General features: G+C 67.4%; 12 protein-coding genes. 1 reads left to right on the top strand and 11 read right to left on the bottom strand.

Translation table 11 applies throughout. From position 1 onward, the window contains the following. Window position 1: 1 nt before the first annotated feature. From ACQP2D_RS18265 to ACQP2D_RS18255, 3 genes are read right to left on the bottom strand one after another with little or no spacing between them, the layout of a single operon-like run. Window positions 2-6,061 carry an SDR family NAD(P)-dependent oxidoreductase gene (locus ACQP2D_RS18265; RefSeq protein ID WP_433684880.1) on the bottom strand — a complete coding sequence of 2,020 codons (6,060 nt, stop codon included), beginning with the start codon at window positions 6,059-6,061 and terminating at the stop codon, window positions 2-4. Between the two features lie 56 nt (window positions 6,062-6,117). Beyond that, complete coding sequence (locus tag ACQP2D_RS18260; RefSeq protein WP_433684879.1) at window positions 6,118-6,396, bottom strand: acyl carrier protein; 279 nt, start codon at window positions 6,394-6,396, stop codon at window positions 6,118-6,120. Window positions 6,397-6,448: 52 nt separating this feature from the next. After that, window positions 6,449-7,750, bottom strand: a complete 1,302-nt coding sequence (locus ACQP2D_RS18255; RefSeq protein ID WP_433684878.1) for an NAD(P)/FAD-dependent oxidoreductase — start codon at window positions 7,748-7,750, stop codon at window positions 6,449-6,451. 407 nt (window positions 7,751-8,157) lie between these two features. On the opposite strand from ACQP2D_RS18255, the gene ACQP2D_RS18250 reads away from it, so the two are divergent. Then, complete coding sequence (locus tag ACQP2D_RS18250) at window positions 8,158-8,976, top strand: UbiA family prenyltransferase (RefSeq protein WP_433684877.1); 819 nt, start codon at window positions 8,158-8,160, stop codon at window positions 8,974-8,976. Window positions 8,977-9,006: 30 nt separating this feature from the next. On the opposite strand, the gene ACQP2D_RS18245 is transcribed toward ACQP2D_RS18250, so the two are convergent. The 8 genes from ACQP2D_RS18245 to ACQP2D_RS18210 form a co-directional block, all read right to left on the bottom strand. Next, on the bottom strand, window positions 9,007-10,071 hold the full coding sequence (locus ACQP2D_RS18245; protein ID WP_433684875.1) for a sensor histidine kinase: 1,065 nt from the start codon (window positions 10,069-10,071) through the stop codon (window positions 9,007-9,009). A gap of 388 nt (window positions 10,072-10,459) precedes the next feature. Then, complete coding sequence (locus ACQP2D_RS18240; protein ID WP_433684874.1) at window positions 10,460-15,970, bottom strand: biotin carboxylase N-terminal domain-containing protein; 5,511 nt, start codon at window positions 15,968-15,970, stop codon at window positions 10,460-10,462. 151 nt (window positions 15,971-16,121) lie between these two features. Continuing rightward, window positions 16,122-17,060: an extracellular catalytic domain type 1 short-chain-length polyhydroxyalkanoate depolymerase gene (locus ACQP2D_RS18235; RefSeq protein WP_433685690.1), complete on the bottom strand. Its 939-nt coding sequence runs from the start codon at window positions 17,058-17,060 to the stop codon at window positions 16,122-16,124. Between the two features lie 76 nt (window positions 17,061-17,136). After that, a complete protein-coding gene (locus ACQP2D_RS18230; protein ID WP_433684873.1) occupies window positions 17,137-17,847 on the bottom strand; it encodes a thioesterase II family protein in 711 nt (236 codons plus the stop codon). Window positions 17,848-17,882: 35 nt separating this feature from the next. Continuing rightward, window positions 17,883-18,386: a DUF2505 domain-containing protein gene (locus ACQP2D_RS18225; RefSeq protein WP_433684872.1), complete on the bottom strand. Its 504-nt coding sequence runs from the start codon at window positions 18,384-18,386 to the stop codon at window positions 17,883-17,885. Window positions 18,387-18,425: 39 nt separating this feature from the next. After that, the gene (locus ACQP2D_RS18220) at window positions 18,426-18,815 is read right to left on the bottom strand and encodes a hypothetical protein (RefSeq protein ID WP_433684871.1); all 390 of its coding nucleotides are present in this window, start codon (window positions 18,813-18,815) and stop codon (window positions 18,426-18,428) included. Window positions 18,816-19,073: 258 nt separating this feature from the next. After that, the gene (locus ACQP2D_RS18215; protein WP_433684870.1) at window positions 19,074-19,547 is read right to left on the bottom strand and encodes a TetR/AcrR family transcriptional regulator; all 474 of its coding nucleotides are present in this window, start codon (window positions 19,545-19,547) and stop codon (window positions 19,074-19,076) included. A gap of 260 nt (window positions 19,548-19,807) precedes the next feature. Next, window positions 19,808-20,458, bottom strand: a complete 651-nt coding sequence (locus ACQP2D_RS18210) for a response regulator (RefSeq protein WP_433684869.1) — start codon at window positions 20,456-20,458, stop codon at window positions 19,808-19,810. Window positions 20,459-20,859: the final 401 nt, after the last annotated feature.

The raw sequence follows: 20,859 nt of genomic DNA, 5'->3' as shown, positions 1-20,859 counted from the left end.
CTCACACAGTCCGATCCGTGTCGTCCGTCGTGAATTTCGCGCCGAGCGCCTCGCTGATCACCAGGTCGACCGCACCGAAGCGCAGCAGTACCCGTCCGGTCGCGCTTACCGCGGTGACCGTGCCGGTGGCCGTGGCCCCGCGGCTGATCAGCCGATCCACCACAATGTGGAACTCGACATCGCTGGGCACCGCGTCGTGCACCTCGATCGCGCCGACCGCGGTCGGCAGGCTGTTGTGTCCCGTGGTGCGGTGCACCTGGACCAGCGCGGCCTGCAACAGCAGATCGGCGAGCACCGGGCTGTAGTCCTCGGCCGCGAACGCACCGCCGAGCAGCGGTCGGTCGGCCAGGCGGCAGGTCAGCACCAGCCGCCCGTCCTCGGCCTGCACCGCGTCGGTGATACCGCGCAGCGCGGGACCGTGGAACAGCGTGCCGTCGGTGTAGACCGAAACCGGCTGTGCCGCGGCCATATCCGGCAGCCCGGTCAGGGTCTCCGGCGTCGGGTCATCGTCGACCACGCTCGCCCGGAATCGGGGCCGGCCGTCGGAGTCGGTCACCAGTACCGCGGTCGCCACGGCGCCCGGGGTGTAGGTGAGCCGCAGTTCCGTCGGCGCGGCAGCGTCGAGGACGACGCCCTTGAGCACCGAGAACCCGGTCAACCGCCGCACGGTCCGTCCGGTGATCCGCTGCGCGGTACCGAGGATCGTGCCGATCGCGGCCGTCGCGGGCAGCACCGGAACTCCGCCCACCGCATGGTCGGCCAGTACCGGATCCTGTGCGGCACCGGTGAGATCGCGCCGCACCACCGTCGGCTCGGCCGACAGTGTCCGCGGCGGCGCGGCCGACAGCGGCGCATTCGGCCCGACCACGCACACCACATCCGCGGACCGTGCGGTGCGGAACTGTTCGGTGAAGAACTCCACACCGGTGCGCAACGGGATCAGCGTGACCCCGCGCTCGGTGAACATCCGCTCCAACTCCGGTGTCACCATGCCGCCCGCCCACGCACCCCAGTTCACCGAGGTGACCCGGCTGCCGGGCATCCGCCGCCGCAGTGCGGCGGCCACCCGGTTGAGCGCCTCATTGGCGCTGGCGTAGCTGGATTGACCGCGATTGCCGAAGAATCCGGCGATCGAGGAGAACAGCACCACGTGCCGCAGCCGCTCCGTATCCAGGGCCGCCAGAGTGGACGCCAAACCGGTCAGCTTGGTCGCCAGCACCGGCGCGACATCCGCACGGCGCTGATCGGTGATCGCCTTATCGGCGAGCACCCCCGCGCCGTGCACCAGACCGGTGATCCGACCCCGGTACGGTGCCAGTGCCGCCGCGGTCGCCTCGGCGTCGGTGACATCGACGGCGAGGTATTCCGCGGTGGCGCCGGCGGCGCGAATCGCGGCCAGGGTGGCCCGGATCTCGCGGCCCGCGACCAGGCCGCGGAAGATCCGTTCGACCTCGCGTGGCGTCGGCTTACCGCCGCCCGCGCGCAGATCGGCGACAATGGCGCCCTTCAGCTGGGCCTCGGAAACGTCGGTCGCCCAAGCGGGTTCGGGCTCGAGCGGGCTGCGCCCGAGCAGCAACAGCCCACAGCGGTACTGTTCGGCGAGTCCGATCACGCATGCCGCGGTGACACCGCGGCCGCCACCGGTCACCACCAGCAGATCCGCGACGTCCGGTTCCGGCACCGAATCACCCTGCGGCAGCAGCGGATCGGTGCCGTCGTCGGTGGAGGCGCGCAGCGTGCGACGGGTGCCGTCGGCGCCGATGCCGACCTCGGCGGTGCCGGTATCGGCATCGGCGAGTTCGTCGAGCACCCGGGCCACCGCCTGCTCCACCGCGAGTTCCGGACTCACATCCAGTGCCCGGCAGAACAGCGAGGGTGCCTCGATCGCAAGGGTTTTCACCAGGCCGGGCAGTCCACCGAGCAGTCCGGCGGCGTCGACCGTCCCGGACAGGCCGAGCAGGCCGTCGACACGGCTGACCGTGAGGAAGGCCGCGCGGCCCCGCGCCGCCGCCTGTTCCAGGGTGCGCTGGGTCGTATGCGCCAGCTCCAGCGCATCTTCCAACGCCGCAATGGAACTCGACCACCGGGCCGGTGCCTCCGGGGCGAGGAATACGACCAGGTCCAGCCGGTCGTCGGGGCCGAGGTCGGCACCGGTGACGACCGACCAGCCCGCCGCCGCGAGGGCGGCGGCGAGCGGTTCGGCCAGCGCGCTGCCGCCACCGGCGATCAGCGCGACGGGCTCGGCCGCGTAGGCCCCGACGAGCGGGGCGACGGCAGGCAGCTCGGAAAGGCGCGCCTGCATCCGCGAGATGCGGGACGCGCCATCAGCTTTTGGGCGCACCACCTCCGCCGCGCCGACCGCACCGGAACCGCCGATCGCGACACTGATGAAGGCGATGATCCCGCCCAGTGTGCGCAACTCGCCCATCTGCTCCGGACCCGCCTGCGGGCTGTCCGGGAAGCGCTCCTGCAGTGCGCCCATGATCTCGACCCGTTTGATCGAGTCGATACCCAGATCGGCCTCGACATCCATGGATACGTCCAGCATGTCGGCCGGGTAGCCGGTCTTCTCCGCGACGATCGTCAGCAGCGCGTCCTGCACCACCTCGGTGGCGTCACCGGTGACCGGCGTCTCGGCCGGGGCGCTGACCACCGGTGCGGCGACCGCAGCGGTCGCGACCGGAGCCGGTTGCGCGACAACCGCTTCCGCGACGGGCTGCGGTGCGGCCACCGGCGCGGGCGCCGGGACCGGGGCGGGGGTGTACGCCGGAGCCGACACCGGAGCGTAGGTGGGGGCGGCCGTCAGTTCCGCCTGAGCCGCCAGCTCGGTCCGGGGCAGCCGCTCGACCGGGCGGCGGATGGCCGGAGCGTCGATGCTCTGACCCGCCTCCAGGTACGCGAAGCCCAGCAGCACCTCACTGGCCTGGCTGTGCGCATGTCCGATGGCCACGCTGTGGTCGCTGACCGAGGCCAGTCCGGCGATGGTGCGGTCGTCCAGGGTGCCCTGGCGCGAGTCGTATTCCAGGATGCCGCTGAGCCTTTCGGCCACCCGCAGCTGGCTGCTCAGGTACTCGCGGTGCAGCGCCAGGTGATCACCGGCCAGATCGCCCTGGCCACCGGCCGCCGCGAGGGCGGGCGGGGCGGCGGGCGCCGGGGCGGCATTGCCGTTGCCATTGCCATTGCCGTTCCCATTGGCGGGGGCGGGCTGCGGTACGCGATATCCGTTCTCGAGAGCGTCGCGGTAGGAACTGCGCCGCTCCTCCGAGACATAGTTGATGCCGTTCAAGGGGATCCTCATTCCTTTGCTTTCGACTACTTCGGATTCCTCGGCGCTGTACCGGTTCAGACCGGTCAGCGGCAGTCCCAGCACCGCGAGCCGCGCCGCGAGCTGCTTGAGCGCGCGGTCGCCGTCGGCGCCCGCGTCGGCGGCGAGCACCACGACGTCCGGCATATCGGCCAGGATCTTGCGCACCAGGGCGGAGAGCACCGACTTGGGGCCGAATTCGACGAAGACCCGGTAACCCGCGTCGTACATCTGCTGGATCTGCGGTGCGAACCCGACGGGCTGGGACAGCTGCTCCACCAGCACATTCCGGTTCGCCGCCAGATCGGCGCCGTATTCGGCGCCGGCGGCGTCGGCGAACACCTCGAGGGCGGGCTTGCCGATCGTCTCCTCGGCCACGGCCGCCCGGAACGCGTCCACCGCATGCGCCACGTAGGACGTGTGGAAGGCGGCGGCTACCGGCAGCAGCTGGGCGTGCAGGCCCTGCTCCTGTGCGGCCGCGGCGAATTCCCGCACCGCCTCGGTACCGCCGCCGACAACGGTCTGCTCCGGCGCATTGAGGTTGCACACCACCACATCCGGGTGTGCCGCCAACAATTCGGTCAGGGCGTCCGGACCGCAGCGCAGCGCCGCCATGGTGCCGCGATCGGCCGCACCCTCGGGCAGTGTGGCCATGGCGGTGCCGCGGGCGCGCGCCAACCGGTAGAACGTGTCGTCATCGAACGCCCCGGCCGCCCACAGCGCGGTGAGCTCACCGAAGCTGTGGCCGAGCGCGCCGTCGGGTACGAAGCCCAGTTCGTCCAGGAAGCGGTACTGTCCGGCGGCCAGTGCGCCGATGGCGGGCTGCGCGAAATCGGTACGGCGCAAAGCTTCTTCCTGGGCCGCGGCATCCTCCGGGGTGAACGCGGGCGGCGGGAAGATGGCCCGGCTCAGCGGATCGGCGGGATCGGAATACTTACTCGCGGCATCGAAGGCGGCCCGGACCGGCGGCACCGCGACGGCGGTCTGCGCGCCCATGCCGACGTACTGACTGCCCTGTCCGGCGAACAGCGCGCCGATCTTGCCAGCAGCCGCCGCCGCGCGCCGGTAGTAGGCACCACCGGGCACCTCGAACGCGTCCACCGACTGCTCGGCCCGAAGCCGTTCGACGGCCTTGTCCCGCAACGCCGTCAGCTCGTCATCGGACTGCGCGACCACGGCCAAGCGGGCGTGCGCCTCCGGAATCGCCGCATCCAGTTCGACACCGCGCGGCCGCTCTTCGATCGCGGCGAGCAATTCCTCCGGCGTCGCGGCGTGCCACGCGTGCACCCGGTAGTCCCGGTGCAGCGCACGGGCATCGGCGCCGGCGGGATCGTATTCCTCCAGCACGCAGTGGAAGTTCGTGCCGCCGAAGCCGAAGGAGGAACTGGCGGCCCGCCGCTTCTCCCGGCCCGGCTCCAGCACCCACGGCCGGGTCGCCGAGTTCACGTAGAACGGCGAGTTCGGGAAGTCCACCGACTCCTTGGGCCGCTCCACATTGATCGTCGGCGGCAGCACCTTCTGGTGCAGCGCCAGCGACAGCTTGATCAGCCCGGCCGCGCCCGCCGCCGCCTTGGTGTGTCCGATCTGCGACTTGACGCTACCCACCGCGCAGAACTGCTTCTCATCACTCGCCTCGGCGAAAACCTCGCGCAGCGCGGACAGTTCGGTGTAGTCACCGACCGCGGTACCGGTGCCGTGGCATTCCAGCAACCCGATCTGCTCGGGGCCGAATCCGGCATCGGTGTAGGCCCGGCGCAGCGCCAGCTGCTGCCCCTCCTTGCGCGGGGCGTAGATGCTCTTGAACCGCCCGTCGCTGGAGGTGCCGATGCCGCGCAGCACCGCGTAGATGCGGTCGCCGTCGCGTTCGGCGTCGGCCAGGCGCTTGAGCGCCAGCATGCCCATGCCCTCGCCGATCATGGTGCCGTCGGAATTCTCGTCGAACGGCCGGATGATTCCGGTCTTGGACAGCGCGGGCGTCTTGCTGAAGCACAGGTACATCAGGATGGTGTTCTCGGCGTCGCAGCCACCGCTGATCATCAGATCGGCCCGGCCGGACACCAGTTCGGCGGCCGCCATGTGCACCGCGGCAAGCGAACTGGCGCAGGCGGCGTCGATGGTGCAGTTGGTGCCGCCCAGGTCGAACCGGTTGGCGATGCGCCCCGACACCACATTGCCGAGCATGCCCGGGAAGGAGTTCTCCTCCCAGGGCGCGAAGGCCTTGACGAATTTGGCCGCGATCTCCTCGGCGTCCTGATCGCTCAGGCCGCAGCTGCGCACCACTTCCTCGAGCACCGGGGTCTGCAGGCGCGTGGCCAGCGGCTGGGTCAGCGAGTTGGCGCCGGTGATACCGAGAATGACGCCGGTGCGGCTGGGGTCGTACCAGGACGACTCGGGTGCGCCCGCATCCGCGAGCGTCTGCTTGGCCACCACCAGACTCAGCAGCTGCAATACGTCGGTGACCTCGAGGATGTTCGGCGGCAGGCCGAACTCCATGGGATTGAAGTCGATGGTGGGCAGGAAGCCACCGCGCTTGGCGTAGGTCTTATCCGGCGCGCTGGGGTCCGGATCGTAGTAATCCTCGATCTTCCAATGGGTTTCGGGTACGTCCTCGATGCAGTCCGCGGCCGCGACGATATTCGACCAGTATTCGGTCAGATCAGCCGAACGCGGAAACAGCGCGCCGAGACCGACGATCGCGATGGGCGTATCGCCGAGCCGGGTACTCGGCGTGGGCGAGAGCGTTGTCTGTGATTGCATGGGGTCACTGCTCCTCGACGGCGTTGAACGCAGCGGCGGTGGATGATTCGCGACACTCAGGCCGCGAGCCGGTCCTTCTCGGCGACGATGTACTTGGCCAGTTCGGCGATGGTCGGGTGGTACCAGAGCGCGGTGGTCTCCAGCTCGAAGCCCAGCCAGGACTCCAACTCACCCGCGAGCACCAGCGCCTCGGTGGAATCGAGGCCGAAGCTGTCGAAGAAGTCGTCCACCGACACCTCTTCCGGCTCGACGGACAGCTTGTAGGCGATCTTCTCCCGCAGCCAGTTCTCCACTTCCTCGACGGAAAGCGATGCGGTGGTGGCCTGCTCGGTCATGGGAAACACACTCCTGATGCGGTAACAGCGAATTGTTCGGATGAGGGAGAACTCATTGCGCGGGCGCGGCGGACAGGCTGCGCACCACCGCGTCGGCCGCGGCGGCGCCGGAATCGAATCCGGATTCGTGGTTGCCGACGATATCGATGCCCATCTTGCGCGAGTGGAAATACGAGCCCGCGAACTTGACCCGGGAGCTGCCCTCGTTGATGGTGTGCAGCACTGGACGCAATTGCCGGGCTTCGTAGGTGAAAATCGGGTGGCGGTAAGCCAACTCGCGGATCACCCGGTCCGGGTCGATGTCGACGCCGCAGTCCAGCGTGAGGAAGTAGTCGGTCTCGCTGGTGAAGCACTGCAGCTCGTTGAGGTAATAGACGACCCAGGACTGCATATCGTCGAGGCCGCCCGAGCGCACATAGTTCCAACTGCGCCAGATCGAACGGTCGCCGGACATGCAGACCGGATCGGTGTGCAGGGTGGCGCGAGTGTCGTTGTAGGACAGGGCTTCGAGCATGCGCTGTGCGGCCGTGGGCGCGGTGAGCATGGCCAGCGCGTCATCGGCGTGCGCCGCGATGATCACCTCGTCGAAGCGCCGGGGGCCCTCGGCGGTGTAGACGGTGACTCCGGTTTCGTCCTCGTCGACCCGATCGACGGCGGTGCCGAGCGCGATCTCCTGCCCGGCCGCACCCAGGTGCTCCAGCGTCGCGCGGACATAGTTGATACTGCCGCCGGTGACCGTATTCCACGGGGCGGTGCGCCCGCCCAGGCCCTCGCGGCCGTGCCCGAGAAAGAACGCGATAATGGTTGCCGCGGGCATTTCCCAGATGCGATCGGCCGGTACCGACCAGGCGGCGGTGGCGATCAGCACAATGAATCCGTAGCGGAAGTCCTGGCTATAGCCGTTGACGTCCAGATATTCACCCATAGGCATCTCGGCCTGCTTGCGGATGAAATGCTTGGGCGATTCCCGGTAGAAGCGCTCCGCCTCGGCCCACATCGGCACGAATTCCGGTCCGTACTTCGCCCGGATCTCGTCCTCGGGGAGTACGAAATCCTCCGAGACGAAACCCAGTCCGGTATCGGCGTGGTAGAAGCTGAAGGTGCCCGGATGCGATTGTGTCGGCACGCCCAGATCGGCGAAGAATTGCGTCAACCGCTGGTAGTGCGCCTCGTTGTAGACGATAAATGCGGTATCCAGTCCAAGGATACGACCATTATCGTTCACTTCGATAGAGTTGGCGTGACCACCGGCGTTCACTTCCTTTTCGAACAGGGTCACCTCGGCCCGTCCACGCAGGTGGTAGGCGGCGGACAGACCGGCGATCCCACCACCGATCACGGCCACTGCGGACATACTGCCCCCAATTCATCACGAAATGTCAGGAATTCGATCCCGAGGCCACTCCGACGCGGGATCGAAACTGACGATATCTGTTCGTTACCACCACCCCAAGGGACACTTTGGGAACATCGGGGCATGTATCGAAAGAGGTATGCGCCGCCATTACCTGGTCTTTTCGGACGATTTTCAGCGACATCGGAACTCTCCCCCAACTCTTCGTTAATTCGCCCCGAACGACCAGAAACGGATTCCCCGAATTAATCGGAAGATAAGTGTGGACCGCACTCGGGCGCTCGCGTTAGCGTTTGTCCATGGCCACCGCCGCAACGCAACAGCCACGCCGAGTACGCGCAGTAACGGAAACCGCCTACCACCGACTCCGAATGTGTTTCCTGGAAGCGCGGCCCATGGTTCAGCTGATGTTCTTGCTGCGTTTCCTGGCCGCATCCGCAATCGCTGCGGAATACGGTATGGGACACCGAGAATTCTCCGTCCGAAGTTATGGCTGCGCACTGCTGTCCTGGTTTTTCGCGACCGTGTGCATCTATCTCGCCAACGGCATTGCCGACGGTGCGAACGACCGGGTCAACGGCGTCGGCCGCCCGATCGGGCGCGGCGAGCTGACACCCGCACAGGCGCTGCCGGTCGTGGTCGCCGCCGCGGTCGGGGCCGTGCTACTCGGTGCGCTGGCGGGTCCGATCCCAACCCTGCTCGTCTGCGCGTTCCTGTGCATTGGCTATGCCTACTCGGCGCCACCGTTCCAACTGCGCCGCGGCTGGCTGGGTTCGACTTCGGTGGTGATAGCCGGTGGTCTGCTCACGTATGCGGCCGGGGTGGTGGCGGTCGGCGCGCGGCCGACGCCGACGCTGGTCGCCTTCGCGGTTGCGATGTCGCTGTGGATGGGCTGCATCGGCGCGGTGACCAAGGACTTCTCCGATGTGGACGGTGACCGCGTCGCGCGCCCGCGGACCCTGATCGCGCTGGTCGCCGAGTGGCCGCTGCGCCGTTTCGTCGCCGCGGTCGCGACCCTCATCGCACTCGGCATAGTGCTTGCCGCACAACAGATTCCCGGCCTCGTCCCGACCTGCGCCTGCCTGCTTCCCGGCGCGGTGGCGGTCGGCTATCTCACCCTTACCACCCGCCATCATCATCCGCGCCGACGCAGCCGCCGCCCCTACCACGCCTTCATGGCCACCCAGCTCGCCGCCAACGCCGCGATGGGTTTGAGCGGCCTGTAACCGGCCCGAACCGCAGAGGCCGGCCAGTGCTCAGATCGCACAGGCCGCCAGCACCGGAATCCACACCCCGACCGTGGTGCCGCCGTGCTTGCGCGAGACCACGGTCACCGCGCCGGAAAGCAGTTCGGCGCGTTCACGCATGGAGTCCAACCCGTTCGTGCGATGCTCGGCCCTCGGGTCGAATCCGATACCGTCGTCGGCCACCGTCGCCCAGACCTCGTGCGGTGCGATATCGACCGTGACCACCACCTGCTCGGCCGCCGCGTGCGCGAAGGCATTGCGCAGACCTTCCCGCAGGATCAGGAAGATCTCGTCGAGTACCGGCGAGTCCACCCAGGACTCCACCCCGTTGACCTGGATCCCGACCGTCGGTTCGGTCAGTCGCATGGCACCGACGAATGCGGTGAGCGCATCGCGCAGACTGCCGGTCCCGTCGTCGGTGCGCAGCCCGGTGGTGATGTACGAAAGTTCGTGCAGCGTATCGGTCAATGCCGCGATGGCGTCGGAGATGGTCGGATCGCCCGCGGGCTGCGACGCGGCGCACAATTCCAGCCGCCGCATCGCCACACTGATGCTATTGCCGATCCGGTCGTGGATATCGCGGGCCAGCATCCGTCGCTCGGCGTCGTTGACCATGCGCACCTGGTTGAGCAGGAACGAGTCGTAGCCCTTGGCCCCGGCCTCGAGCCGGGCGTATATCGCACGGTTCAGCGTGATGGCGGCGATCCCCAGGCGCCGCGTCGAATCCGGTAGCGGGGCAACGATTTCGGCCACCTCGGTGAGCACCAGCTCGGACAGCACCCGGGCCGCGCGCACCGAGGCATCCGGCCGAATACCCCGGTCACCGCGCCGCTGCGCCATATCGGCGATGGCGTGCAGATGTCGGGCCACAATGCCGACCCGACCGGAGGCGAGCGCATCGGCGCAGTCGGCAATGATGCGCTCGGCCTGAATCGAACATTCCCGCCAGGTGACCTCATCGGCGACCAGCGCACTGTCGATCGCCGCCAGTTCCGCGCGATAGCGGTCGAGAATCAGCTGCTGTCGAGCGCGCAGGTCAGCGACCGCTGCTGGCGGCCCCACCTCTGTTGTCATCGTGTCGATCTCCATCGACGGGCCGGACCTGCCCGTCCCACTGACCTCGGCGCGCGGCGGCACAGCGCTGTGTCCCACGCACCCGGTCGTCCTGCTGTCGGGTCAACCGATGGGTTTCGCCGACCCATCTGAAGTGAACGCAGTGTCACATCCGGGGCCGACTCGACCACGGCGCAACACCATCCAAGTCGTGACCATTCTTATACGGTTGTGTTAACTCGGCCAGTCGAACAGTAACGCCCCCAATATTTTCCGGACCGCCATACCGCAAATGTCCGCAACCGCGCCGAATGAGGGAAATATCCCAAATTTCAAGTTAGATCAACCGACCAGTTTTGGGACCGAAAGCGCCGCCACTACTTTTACTGAAACCGGTTACACTCCAATCTCATTCCTGCTCCGGCGAAAAAGGCGCGTCCCGCATCCAGTCGTCGATTGCGGTCGCGATCCGCAGGCGCAGCTCACTCGCGGCGACCACGGAATCCACCGACCCGACTCCCACCGCGCGTTCAATACTGTGCACCGCGTCGAATTCCGCAGCGAGCGTTGCCAGATGCTCGGCGCGCACCGCCGTGCGCTGGTCAACCAACTCGGCGGCCAGTTTGGGCCGCTCGGACACATCGGCACGGGCCAGGCGGTGTTCCAGGTCGCGGACGCGGGCGTCCGCGACGGTGCGTGCGTCCACCGTGCGCGCGAACACCACCGCCGCCGCCGGCGCCCCGCCGATCACCGAGGCGAAGGACCCCTCGACCGCGAGCACCGTCATATTCGGATTCAGTGCCTTGGAGAAGACCACGAAGGCGCCGCCGTGGTAGCGGGAGATCACACAGAAGACGATCTTGCCGTCGAAGTTCACCACCGCCCGGCCGATCTCGGCGCCGTACTCCAACTGCAGCGTGCGCATGGATTCCGGCGATCCGTCGAAGCCGGACAGATTGGCCAGCACCACCAGCGGCCGATTGCCGCTGGCCGCATTGATCGCCCGCGCCACCTTCTTCGACGAACGGGGGAACAGCGTGCCCGCGGTGTAGGTGTCCGGACCGTCTGCGGGCGGAAAACCATGTCGGACAACGGGCTTGGATTCTATCCCGATCAGGCAGACCGGCCAGCCGCCGATCCGGGCGTCGGCGACCACCGCGGTGTCCGCGTCGGCCATATCGGCCCAGCGTTCCAGCAGTTGGTGGTCCTGGTCGGTGACCGCGCGCAGCACCGCGCGGATGTCGAAGGGCTTCTTGCGATCGGGATTGGCGGTGGCGGAGAAGATTTCACCGACCGTGCGGAACTCCGCACCCGGATGCGGGAACGCGGTGATGTCGCGCGCTACCGGGTCGGTGCTGGCGGCCCGGCGCGGCACCGGCTCCCCCGGACCGCGGTAGCTGTGTGCGTAGTGCGCCAGCAGCACGTCGCGGGCCTGCGCCAAGTTCGCGGCCCAGTACTGCGCCTGCCCATTCGGGCCCATCACCCGCGCGTAGCCGCCGATGCCGAAGTTGTCCTCGGCCGACACACCACCGGAGAAGTCCAGCGACTGCTTGCCGGTCAGCACCATCGCGCCGTCCGGGATCATCACCAGGATGCCCTTGGTGTGCATCAACATGGTGGCCTCGGCGTTCCAGTACGGCTGCGCGCCCACATTGATACCGGCGACCACCACATTGATCTCGCCGCCGTCCTGGGTGAACGTGACGATGCGGCGCAGCGCGCGAGCCACCCAGTCCATATTCTCGGTGCCGGAGTCCAGCGAGATGCGCGCACCCGCCGAGAGCGCGAACCACTCCACCGGAACCGCAAGCCGCTGCGCCAGATCCAGCGCCGCGATGATACGGGCGCATTCGGCCTCCGATACCGCGCCGAGCGCCTTGGTGGGGTCGCCGAACAGGGTCACCCGGGACACGCCCTCCGGGTGCAGCGCGGTCGGCGTGGACGCCACACCCACCACGATGCCCGCCGTATTGCGCCCGCGCGGTCGGTCCACCGGGACCAGCCGCGCCGAGGTGGACTCGGAGTCGAGATCGTATTCGGTGAAGGTACCGACCGCACCGGTGAGCAGCGGGATCAGCTCGTACGGGTACACGGTGCCGCGCCGGCGCGCCCGCACCACCTTCTGGTCGTAGTCGTCGAGCGGTTCGAGCGCGACCTGCGGAGGTCCGTCGATGGTCACCTGTGCGCTGGAACCGGGCTCATAGCGCAATCGGGTGACCGCCTCCCGGAAGGGCCCCTCCCGGGTGGCCAGGCGCGCCTGGACCAGCACCTCCTGCACACCGGCCTCGGTGAATTCCGGTGCGACGGAACGCTGCCAGGCCGCGAACTCCGCCAGGTCGACCTCGATACCCGGCCGGATATCCAGCCAGATGTGGTTCATATCCAGCCAGGCCCCCGCCGGGTCCAGATCGTGGCGAGCGCGTCCGATCGCCTCGACGCACGCCGAGAGCACCGTGTCGACATCACCGACCGCCGCGATCGCCCCCTGTTCGTCGCGGGTCAACTCGAAGCGGCCGACCTGGGCCAGCGCCACCAGCCGCTGGTCGTCCGGGTTGTCCTTGGCCACACAGTGATACAGCAGAATCGCTTCGGGAGTGTGGATCCGCGACAGATGGAAGTGCCGCAACCGCCACAGCGACAGCCGCCGCCCGACCAGCGGGTGGACCCCGCGCACCAGCCGGTCCTCGACCAGATCCGATTCGGCCCGGCGGAAGGTGTAGAACTCCACTTCCGGTCCGGCCACGGCAACCACGATCCGCCGCGCCTGTTCGGACAGCCGGGCCGCGATCAAACCGCGGCACAGTGCCTCGGCGCGCTCGTCGGGCGAGGCGGGTGCGTCCGGCCAGACCAGGTGCAGGTCCGCCACGGCCACCTGCCCGACCGGCACCGCGAGCAGTTCGGCGCGCAATGCCGCCACCAGTGCGGTATCCGGCTGATCGGCGTACTCCGGCAGCTCGGCGAAGGTGCCCACGGTAGCGACGGCGGTGGTCGGCACGGCGTGGGCCGGATGCAGTTCCAGTCGATAGTCACAGACCACGAACGGACGGCCCGCGATATCGAAGGCGCGCAAGGCGTGCAGATGCTGTTCGCCGTAGTGCCAGCGGGCCAGCACCTCGAGCATGGGTTCGCGCGGGGCGAATCGACCGTCCGGACCGGCGAGCAGACGCTCGGCGAGGAACTCGTACAGCGGCTCCGGAATGTCGACCAGCGCGGCGATCCGACGCGACCGCTCCGGCGAATCCGGCGCCGCCGCGAGGGCGGCCAATTCTTCCGACACCCCGGTCAGCATGGCGGTACGGGCGGCATCGGTCGCCGGGCGCATGAACCAGGCGAACGCGACGCTGCGGGCCAGGTCGGCGACCGCGGGGAACCGCGAACGGGACATCCGGATCACCCGCTCCAAGATCTCGCGAGTGTGCGCGTGGTGCGCGACCGGCGGCGGATCCGCACCGATCCACAGCTTCAGCAGTTCGGTCACTGCCCTGACTCCGGCGGCAATCCGATTGGTGCCCAGGAAGATTCGGAAGACCGCTGCTTCCAGTTCGGGAGTCCGGTCCAGTTCCGCGACCCCGTAGTGGGCGAGTGCGCGCCCGAGCCCGATGCGGAACTCGGCCGGAATCGCGCCCCGCTCGGCGTCGAGGCTCTGCAGGTAGATGTGCAGCTGCTCGCGCGGACTGTCAGCGCCGCGGCCCGATGCCTCGGGGGAGGCCAATTCCGCGATATCGGCGAAGATTTCGGCCAACTCGACCTCGCAGACGAGCCAATCGCCGTCCGCGACCGCCAGCGCGTCGCGATCGAGCAGATAGCGGGCCCAAGCGTCGGGGGATGCGGCGTCGAAACCGAGCAGTTCGGCCCGCACGTCCGTCCGCGCGCGGCGCGCTCGATCGGCCGCGCTCGGCGGCTGCGCGGGCGACGGGATCATCAGATCGATCGACCGCGACGGCGCCACCCGTGTCGCACCACCCGCCGGTTCCACCCGCGCCAAGAGCTCCCCCGCCGCGACTTGACTGCCGACGGCGACCAGCAGCTCCCGCAGCCGACCAGCGCAGGGCGCGGGCAGTACGGTTTCCAGCTTCATGCTCTCGAGCACCAGCACCGGTGCACCGCTTTGCACTTCGCCGCCGACTTCGACCGGGGTCGCGACCACCAGCGCGGGCGCCGGTGCGCGCAGCACACCACCTTCGTCCCGACTCACCCGATGTGCGACGCCGTCGATCTCGACCAAATGGACCGCGCCGTGCGTGGCCGACACCAGGCGGTAGCGCTGACCGGCCACGGTGAGCGCGGCCAGGTGCTCGTCGATCCGCTCGACAGCCGCCTCGAATTCGACGCGATCGGCGATACCGTCCTCGATCGCGACCCAGAATCGGCCGAATCCGTTCTTGGCCACCGTGACCCGGTACCCGCGCTCGCCGACGCGCAGTTCGACGGCCCGACCGACCTCGTGCTGCACATGGGGACGCCGCCCGCGCCCACTTTCCCAGAGCCGCTCGCGGGCACCGTGTTCGGTGTCCTCGTAGCCGTCGATCGCCGCGGCCGCCAAGGCGAGGCCCAGATGGTGCTGGGTGGCCAGCCCGCCCTCGGCCGATGCGCGATCCACCCAACGGGTATCGGCGGTACCGTCGATCACTTCGGGCGCATCGAGCAGCGTCAGCAGGAAGCTCTTATTGGTCGCACCGCCCTCGATCACCACCGTCGTATCGGCCAGTGCCCGGCGCAGTCGCTGTAGCGCCTCGGTCCGGTCTTGGCCGTAGGCGATGATCTTGGCGATCATGGAATCGAAGTCCGCGGGGATTTCATCGCCCTCGCCGACACCGGTGTCCACCCGGACGCCCGGCCCGGTCGGCAAGCGCAGCAACGCGATTCGGCCGGGGGCCGGCGCGAAGTCACGGTCCGGATCCTCGGCGTTCAGCCTGGCCTCCACCGCGTGCCCGCGTTCGGCGGGCACCGGTCCGCTCAGCGGAATTCCGGCCGCCACCTGCAGCTGGGCCTTGACCAGATCGACGCTGGTGGTGGCCTCGGTGATGGGGTGTTCTACCTGTAGCCGAGTGTTCACCTCCAGGAACGCGAAGAACCGTTCGCCCGGGTGATACAGGAATTCGACGGTGCAGGCCCCGCAGTAGCCGACCGAAAGTGCCAGCCGTCGTGCGGATTCCTTCAGCTCCAGCGCCTGCTCGGCGGTGAGCACCGGCGAGGCCGATTCCTCGATGATCTTCTGGTTGCGCCGCTGCACCGAGCAATCGCGCACGCCCAGCGCCCAGGCGCCGCCCTGTCCGTCGGCGATCACCTGCACTTCGACATGCCGGGCACCGGTCACCTGACGTTCCAGGAACACCACACCGCTGCCGAAGGCCCGCTCGGCCTCCTCGCTGGTGCGCTGGTAGGCCTCGCGCAGGTCGGCCTCCGAGGCGACCACCCGGATCCCGCGTCCACCACCGCCCGCGGTCGCCTTCAACATCAGCGGGTAACCGATCCGCTGCGCGGCTTCGATTGCGGCGTCCAGCGTTTCGACCGGACCGCCGCTCCACGGCGCGACCGGCACGCCCGCCTGCTCGGCCAGCAGCTTCGCGCCGATCTTGTCACCGAGCCTGCGCATCGCCTCGGCACTCGGCCCGATGAAGGTGACCCCCACCCGCGCGCACAGTTCGGCGAAGGCCGGATCCTCGGCCACGAATCCCCAGCCGACCCAGGCCGCGTCCGCGCCGGTCTCCCGTAGAGCGCGTTCCAGCAGTGCCAGATTCAGATATGGGCGCTCGCTCGCCGGTCCCAGGCAATACCGCAGATCGGCTTCCCGCACGAAGGTCGCATGACGTTCGCCATCGGTGTACAGCGCGACGGTTTCGACACCCAACTCCCTGGCCGTGTGAATAAGCCTGCGGGCGGCCTCGCCGCGATTGACAATTGCGATCCGGGTGAACATCTGCTGCCTTCCGTGCACGCCTGTCCGACCGATCATCGGCCCCTATGCACTTACAACTGTGGCGGCAGATGCAATCCCGGTCGAATCGAGAGCACGAAATAAGTAGTGGCAGTGCCGATTCCAGCTGACCCCGACGAGCCGTTCGGCCCGGTCAACGGGAGTGGGCTGCGAAGAACTGCCAGCTGGCCTCCGAGGCGTCGAAGATGTCGGTGGTCGGGCCGATGAGGGCTTTGGGGAGGTACTGGAGGCCGCCGGGCCAGGTGTGTCCTCCGTTGTCGACCTGCATGAAGGTCACCTCGGTGCCGTCGGCGCACGCGGTGGCGGTGAGGCGGTGGACCTGGGTGGCGTCGTTGCCCGTTTCCGGGAGCAGCTCTTCGGTCGGCGCTTGGCAGCGGTCGGCCTCGCGCCAGCGCGCCGCGATGGTGCGGGCGGGCAGAATTGTCGATTGTCCGCCTCGGCCGGTCATGATTCCGCCGGTGAAGGGCACGATCGGATCGGCGGTGCCGTGTGTTTCGAGTACCGAGACAGGGCGCGTGGGCGCACAGTTGACGTTTGTACCCAGGGTGCCCGCGACCGGCGCGATGGCGGCGAATACATCGGCGCGATCACAGGCGAGTCGATCGACCATGAACGCACCGTTCGACATACCGGTGGCGAATATGTGACCGCGGTCGATATCGAAGTCGCGGGCGAGTTTATCGACGAGCGCGACGAGGAAACCGACATCGTCGATGCCCCGACGGTCCGGCTCGGACGCACCCCGGCCATCGGCCCAATTACGGTCGATACCATCGGGATACACCACGATGAAGCCGTGCCGGTCCGCGACGGCGTCGTAGTGCGTGAGCGATTCCTGGCCGTGCCCGGTCGAACCACCGCCGTGCAGGTTCAACACCAGGCCGGCCGGATGTTCGGATCCAGCGGGGACGTGCAGGCCATAGGTCCGCACCAACCCGCCGAACGACAATTGCCCGCGCTGATCACCATCGGAGCCGGTTTCCGCGCGCGATATGTGATGCAGACCCAAAACAGCTATGGCGCAGCTCATTACGCAAACCAACACCATCGTCAACACCGACCGACGGGGAATCCGGTTGTGCAGCCTTTCCGACACGAGGCAAAGATACCGCACGCTCGTGAACGTCGGTCGATGTCGAATCGGCCGCTCAGATAGAGCTATTGATCACCTTCGCGACCGCCGCCGGTTGGGCATCCAAATAGAAATGCGAACCAGGGAAGACATGCAGATCGAACGACCCCGAGGTATGAGTGCGCCACCGCGCGAGCTGGTCCGGTGTGACCACGGGGTCGTCGGATCCGGTCAGGCCGATTACCGGGCAGCGCACCGGATCACCGGGTGCGTAGACGTAATTCTCGATCGCCAGGTAGTCGTTGCGAACCGCGGGCAGCACGGCGGCGGCGAGTGCCGAGTTGGTACGCAGCACGGCCACTGACGCGGGATCATTTGCCAAGCGCTCCACTTCGGCGATCAGCGTGGCATCGTCGGTGTCGGCCAGCCGGTCGGCGGCGGGCTCGGACGGGGCCGTCCGACCGGATACGAACAGTGCGATCGGTGTCCGGCCGCGCGCCTCGAGCCGACGGGCGGTCTCGAAGGCGATGGTCGCGCCCATGCTGTGGCCGAACAATGCCAGCTCACCGCCGAGCAGTGGTGCCGAGGCCGCGGCGATATGGTCCGCGAGTTCGGTGAGGCATGGAATCAGCGCCTCGCCGATCCGATCGCGGCGACCCGGATACTGGACCGCGTAGACGCCGACCCCCTCGGTGATGTGGTTCGCCAGATCGCGATAGCCGCCGGCCGCGCCGCCACCTGGCGGAAAGCACACCAGGGCCGGTCGGCCGGGCCGTCCCGGGCGCATTCGTCTCATCCATACCGCGAACGGGTCCCCGGCCATCACGCATGCTCCCGACGCAGCCAGCGCTCGGTGAAGGCATCCACCGCACCGGAGTCCTCGATGATCCCTTTCGCGAAGGCCCCGGCGATCAACCGGCCCGCCATCGGAATTCCGGAATCGACCGTCACCGAGTATTCCGAGACGCATCCATCCGCGCTGTCGCGCAGCTCGCAGGTGCCCGCCATGGTGCCGACGCCAGCGATACTGCCGCGTATCTCGGCGCGGGCCACCCCCTCCACCAGCGGTGACCAGTGCTCGGAGTACTCCAGCCGCAGCCCGGACGGCCAAACCCGCGCCAACCGCGGCGGAATCTGGTCCGGGGCAACCGGTTTGGATATCGCGGCCATGAGCACGCCGTCGGCGTCACGACTGAGAGACAGTTCGGCATGCGGGCCGTCCAGCTCGGCCACGCGGGCCTGCCAGTACTCGGCACTGACGAGTGCCTCATGGAAAAGCACTGCGGGAAAAGAGAACTCACTGATCAAGCGAATCTTCTGCGGCATCACCACTCCTCGATCGGCTGGTCCGGCTAGGTTCAGGGGCTAGAGCGCGGAGATCCGGACTCGTGCGTCGGCCCAGGACAGCGGTATGTCAGCGGTCGACGCGCTCGACTCGACGAAACTCGGATCGCCGATCCGACCGGCCATATCCGCGAGCATCTTCGCGTGGGTACCGCTGTGCGCGAACTGGTCCATGGCCGCCTTGTCCGACCACGCGGACAGCGTCCAGAAGGTCTTGGAGATCAGCTTCGCGTCCAAGGCGAACCCGACGCAGCCCGGTGCGGACACCAGTTGGGTGCGAATCCGCATTGTCCAGTAGAGAAATCGGGGCACATCAATGTAGTTCGTCAGCGGCAGCCGGGAGGTGAGCACGTGCAACTGGTCACCGTCCGCGGGCTTGTGCACCCCTGCGGTCCAGGGCAGAGCGGGCATGGAAATCTCCTACATCAATGGGTTGGGATCAAACATTCTTCGGGAAGCCATCAAGGCCAATATGTAGCACTGTTCTGATGTCGGAAAAATATTCAGTCCGACCAGATTGTCGAGCGAAACCATGACGATCGCGATAATGGTGACGCCGGGGTCGGCAGCACGCGACGACAGCCGTGCCTGTCGTCGATGAATTCCATATTCAAGAATATGGCTTGTCACGCAATATGATCGCGCGATGAAACCACTCAGAATATGGCGTTATTCTTCACTGTCCGGGTCCAGTAGTTCCAGTTCCAGCACACTCGTGACATTCAGCAGCATGCCCTGCGCCATGAAATCGAACGCACCCCCGGCATCGCTGCCGGACAAGTCCTTCACCACCTGGTAGAGACGGTGAAACCGTTCGCGAGCGAGGGCGCGGATCTCATCGTCGAGCGCCGATGCCGCATACACCTGCAGTTGAAACGTCAGCTGCTGACGATCACTCAGCAGCTCTATATAGGCGTCCGCCATCGCGGCCAGCCGGTCGTCTTGCACGCTTTCCGAGGCGGCCGCACGGAAGGCCCTCTCGACGGCGTCGAATGCTCGATTCGCCGCGGCGAGAAAAATCTCCTTCTTGGTCTGGAACAAACGGAAGAGATACGCCTGCGAAATTCCGGCATGCCGCGCGATCGACTCCGTTGTCGTCGCCGTGTAGCCAGCGGCTGCGAATTCGGCGATGGCGACAGCCAATACCTGTTCGCGTCGTGCGCTCGCTGACATTCGCACCCGAGCCGGTGAACTCATATCCCGAAGTTTAGTGATCACTCACCTAACTGATCAACCGGTGCGGCGGACAGTTCAGCCCGAGTTAACAGACCGGACACCAGAAGCGCCACGATCCCGCATCTAATGCGCACTCACGACGTGCTATCGCGATCCACGACAGGCGACCGCGACGCACATAGATGGCCGCCGGTCACGGCGCGGCCCGCAGCGGCATGACGGTGTGATCAGTCCGGCGGGTACGGGACGATCAACTTGGCCGCCGTCGCCCGGTTGACCATATCCAGCCTCGACACGGCGCCGAGCTTCTGGAAGATATTGCGCAGGTGCCGCTTTACGGTGCCCTCGGTGATGCCGAGGGCATTCGCGATCTGCCGGTTGCTCATGGCGCTCGCGACCCGTTCGACGACCTCCAGCTCGCGCGCGGTGAGCGCCTGATCCGGCGAGGTGTTGCCCTCGGCCGATCGGCGATCCTCCTGCCAGGACACGTAGACGATGACCTCGCCATCGCTGTCCGCGGTGCGGATCGCCGACAGCAGCGTTTCCCGCCTGGCGCTCTTGTGCAGATAACCGGCGATGCCGCACTCGACCAATTCGCGGATCAGACCCATGTCCTGGTGCACGCTGACGATCAACACTCGCGTGTCGGGACTCACCTCGCGCAGCCTGAGCAGTGTCGTCATGACGTCTTCCCCGGGGATCTCGACATCCAAGATCACCACATTCGGGTGCAGCCGCTGCGCCTGCTCGATGCCCGAGCGGCCATCGGCGGCCTGGCCCACCACCGTGAGATCGCTCTCACGATCCAGGATTTCGCACAGCGCGCCGCGCAGCATGTTGTGATCGTCGATCACCAGCACCGATATCATCGCGGTCATCACGCCTCATCGATCGATAGTCGTATCCACAACGCGACGCGTGTGACTGCCGCCAGGATTCCTCTGCGGCCCTTGGGCCCTCCGGCCATCAGCCGGCGGCGATGACCGTCGGGAACGCGCCGGACCGCCACGCGGACGGGCACCATATCCGGCGGATGCTGCGTCATACACCGATCTCCCGGCCGCCCGGATAGTCAGCAATTGATCGGCTATTATTGCCGCGGCGAATCGCCCAGTGCCAGCACTGCATTCGTGCCACGGTTACCATTTCGGTTTCCCCTTTGATACCCACCCATGGTGCCCCGGGCTATCCCTCGATGGATATCCTCAGGCGAACCGCACTGTACCCAAGGATCGCACGGTGTTCGACCGGTCCACGGTCCGGTTCATCCGGGCGGACC

The sequence above is a fragment of the Nocardia sp. CA-119907 genome (genome assembly GCF_050955995.1).
Classification (GTDB): Bacteria; Actinomycetota; Actinomycetes; order Mycobacteriales; family Mycobacteriaceae; genus Nocardia.
This window is presented reverse-complemented; position numbering and strand designations above follow the sequence as displayed.

What these genes read in the sequence shown, in the direction of transcription:
- ACQP2D_RS18265 (WP_433684880.1), bottom strand. Translation starts at nt 6,061, where the DNA reads ATGCAATCACAGACAACGCTCTCGCCCACGCCGAGTACCCGGCTCGGC.
- ACQP2D_RS18260 (WP_433684879.1), bottom strand. Translation starts at nt 6,396, where the DNA reads ATGACCGAGCAGGCCACCACCGCATCGCTTTCCGTCGAGGAAGTGGAG.
- ACQP2D_RS18255 (WP_433684878.1), bottom strand. Translation starts at nt 7,750, where the DNA reads ATGTCCGCAGTGGCCGTGATCGGTGGTGGGATCGCCGGTCTGTCCGCC.
- ACQP2D_RS18250 (WP_433684877.1), top strand. Translation starts at nt 8,158, where the DNA reads ATGTTCTTGCTGCGTTTCCTGGCCGCATCCGCAATCGCTGCGGAATAC.
- ACQP2D_RS18245 (WP_433684875.1), bottom strand. Translation starts at nt 10,071, where the DNA reads ATGACAACAGAGGTGGGGCCGCCAGCAGCGGTCGCTGACCTGCGCGCT.
- ACQP2D_RS18240 (WP_433684874.1), bottom strand. Translation starts at nt 15,970, where the DNA reads ATGTTCACCCGGATCGCAATTGTCAATCGCGGCGAGGCCGCCCGCAGG.
- ACQP2D_RS18230 (WP_433684873.1), bottom strand. Translation starts at nt 17,847, where the DNA reads ATGCGCCCGGGACGGCCCGGCCGACCGGCCCTGGTGTGCTTTCCGCCA.
- ACQP2D_RS18225 (WP_433684872.1), bottom strand. Translation starts at nt 18,386, where the DNA reads ATGCCGCAGAAGATTCGCTTGATCAGTGAGTTCTCTTTTCCCGCAGTG.
- ACQP2D_RS18220 (WP_433684871.1), bottom strand. Translation starts at nt 18,815, where the DNA reads ATGCCCGCTCTGCCCTGGACCGCAGGGGTGCACAAGCCCGCGGACGGT.
- ACQP2D_RS18210 (WP_433684869.1), bottom strand. Translation starts at nt 20,458, where the DNA reads ATGACCGCGATGATATCGGTGCTGGTGATCGACGATCACAACATGCTG.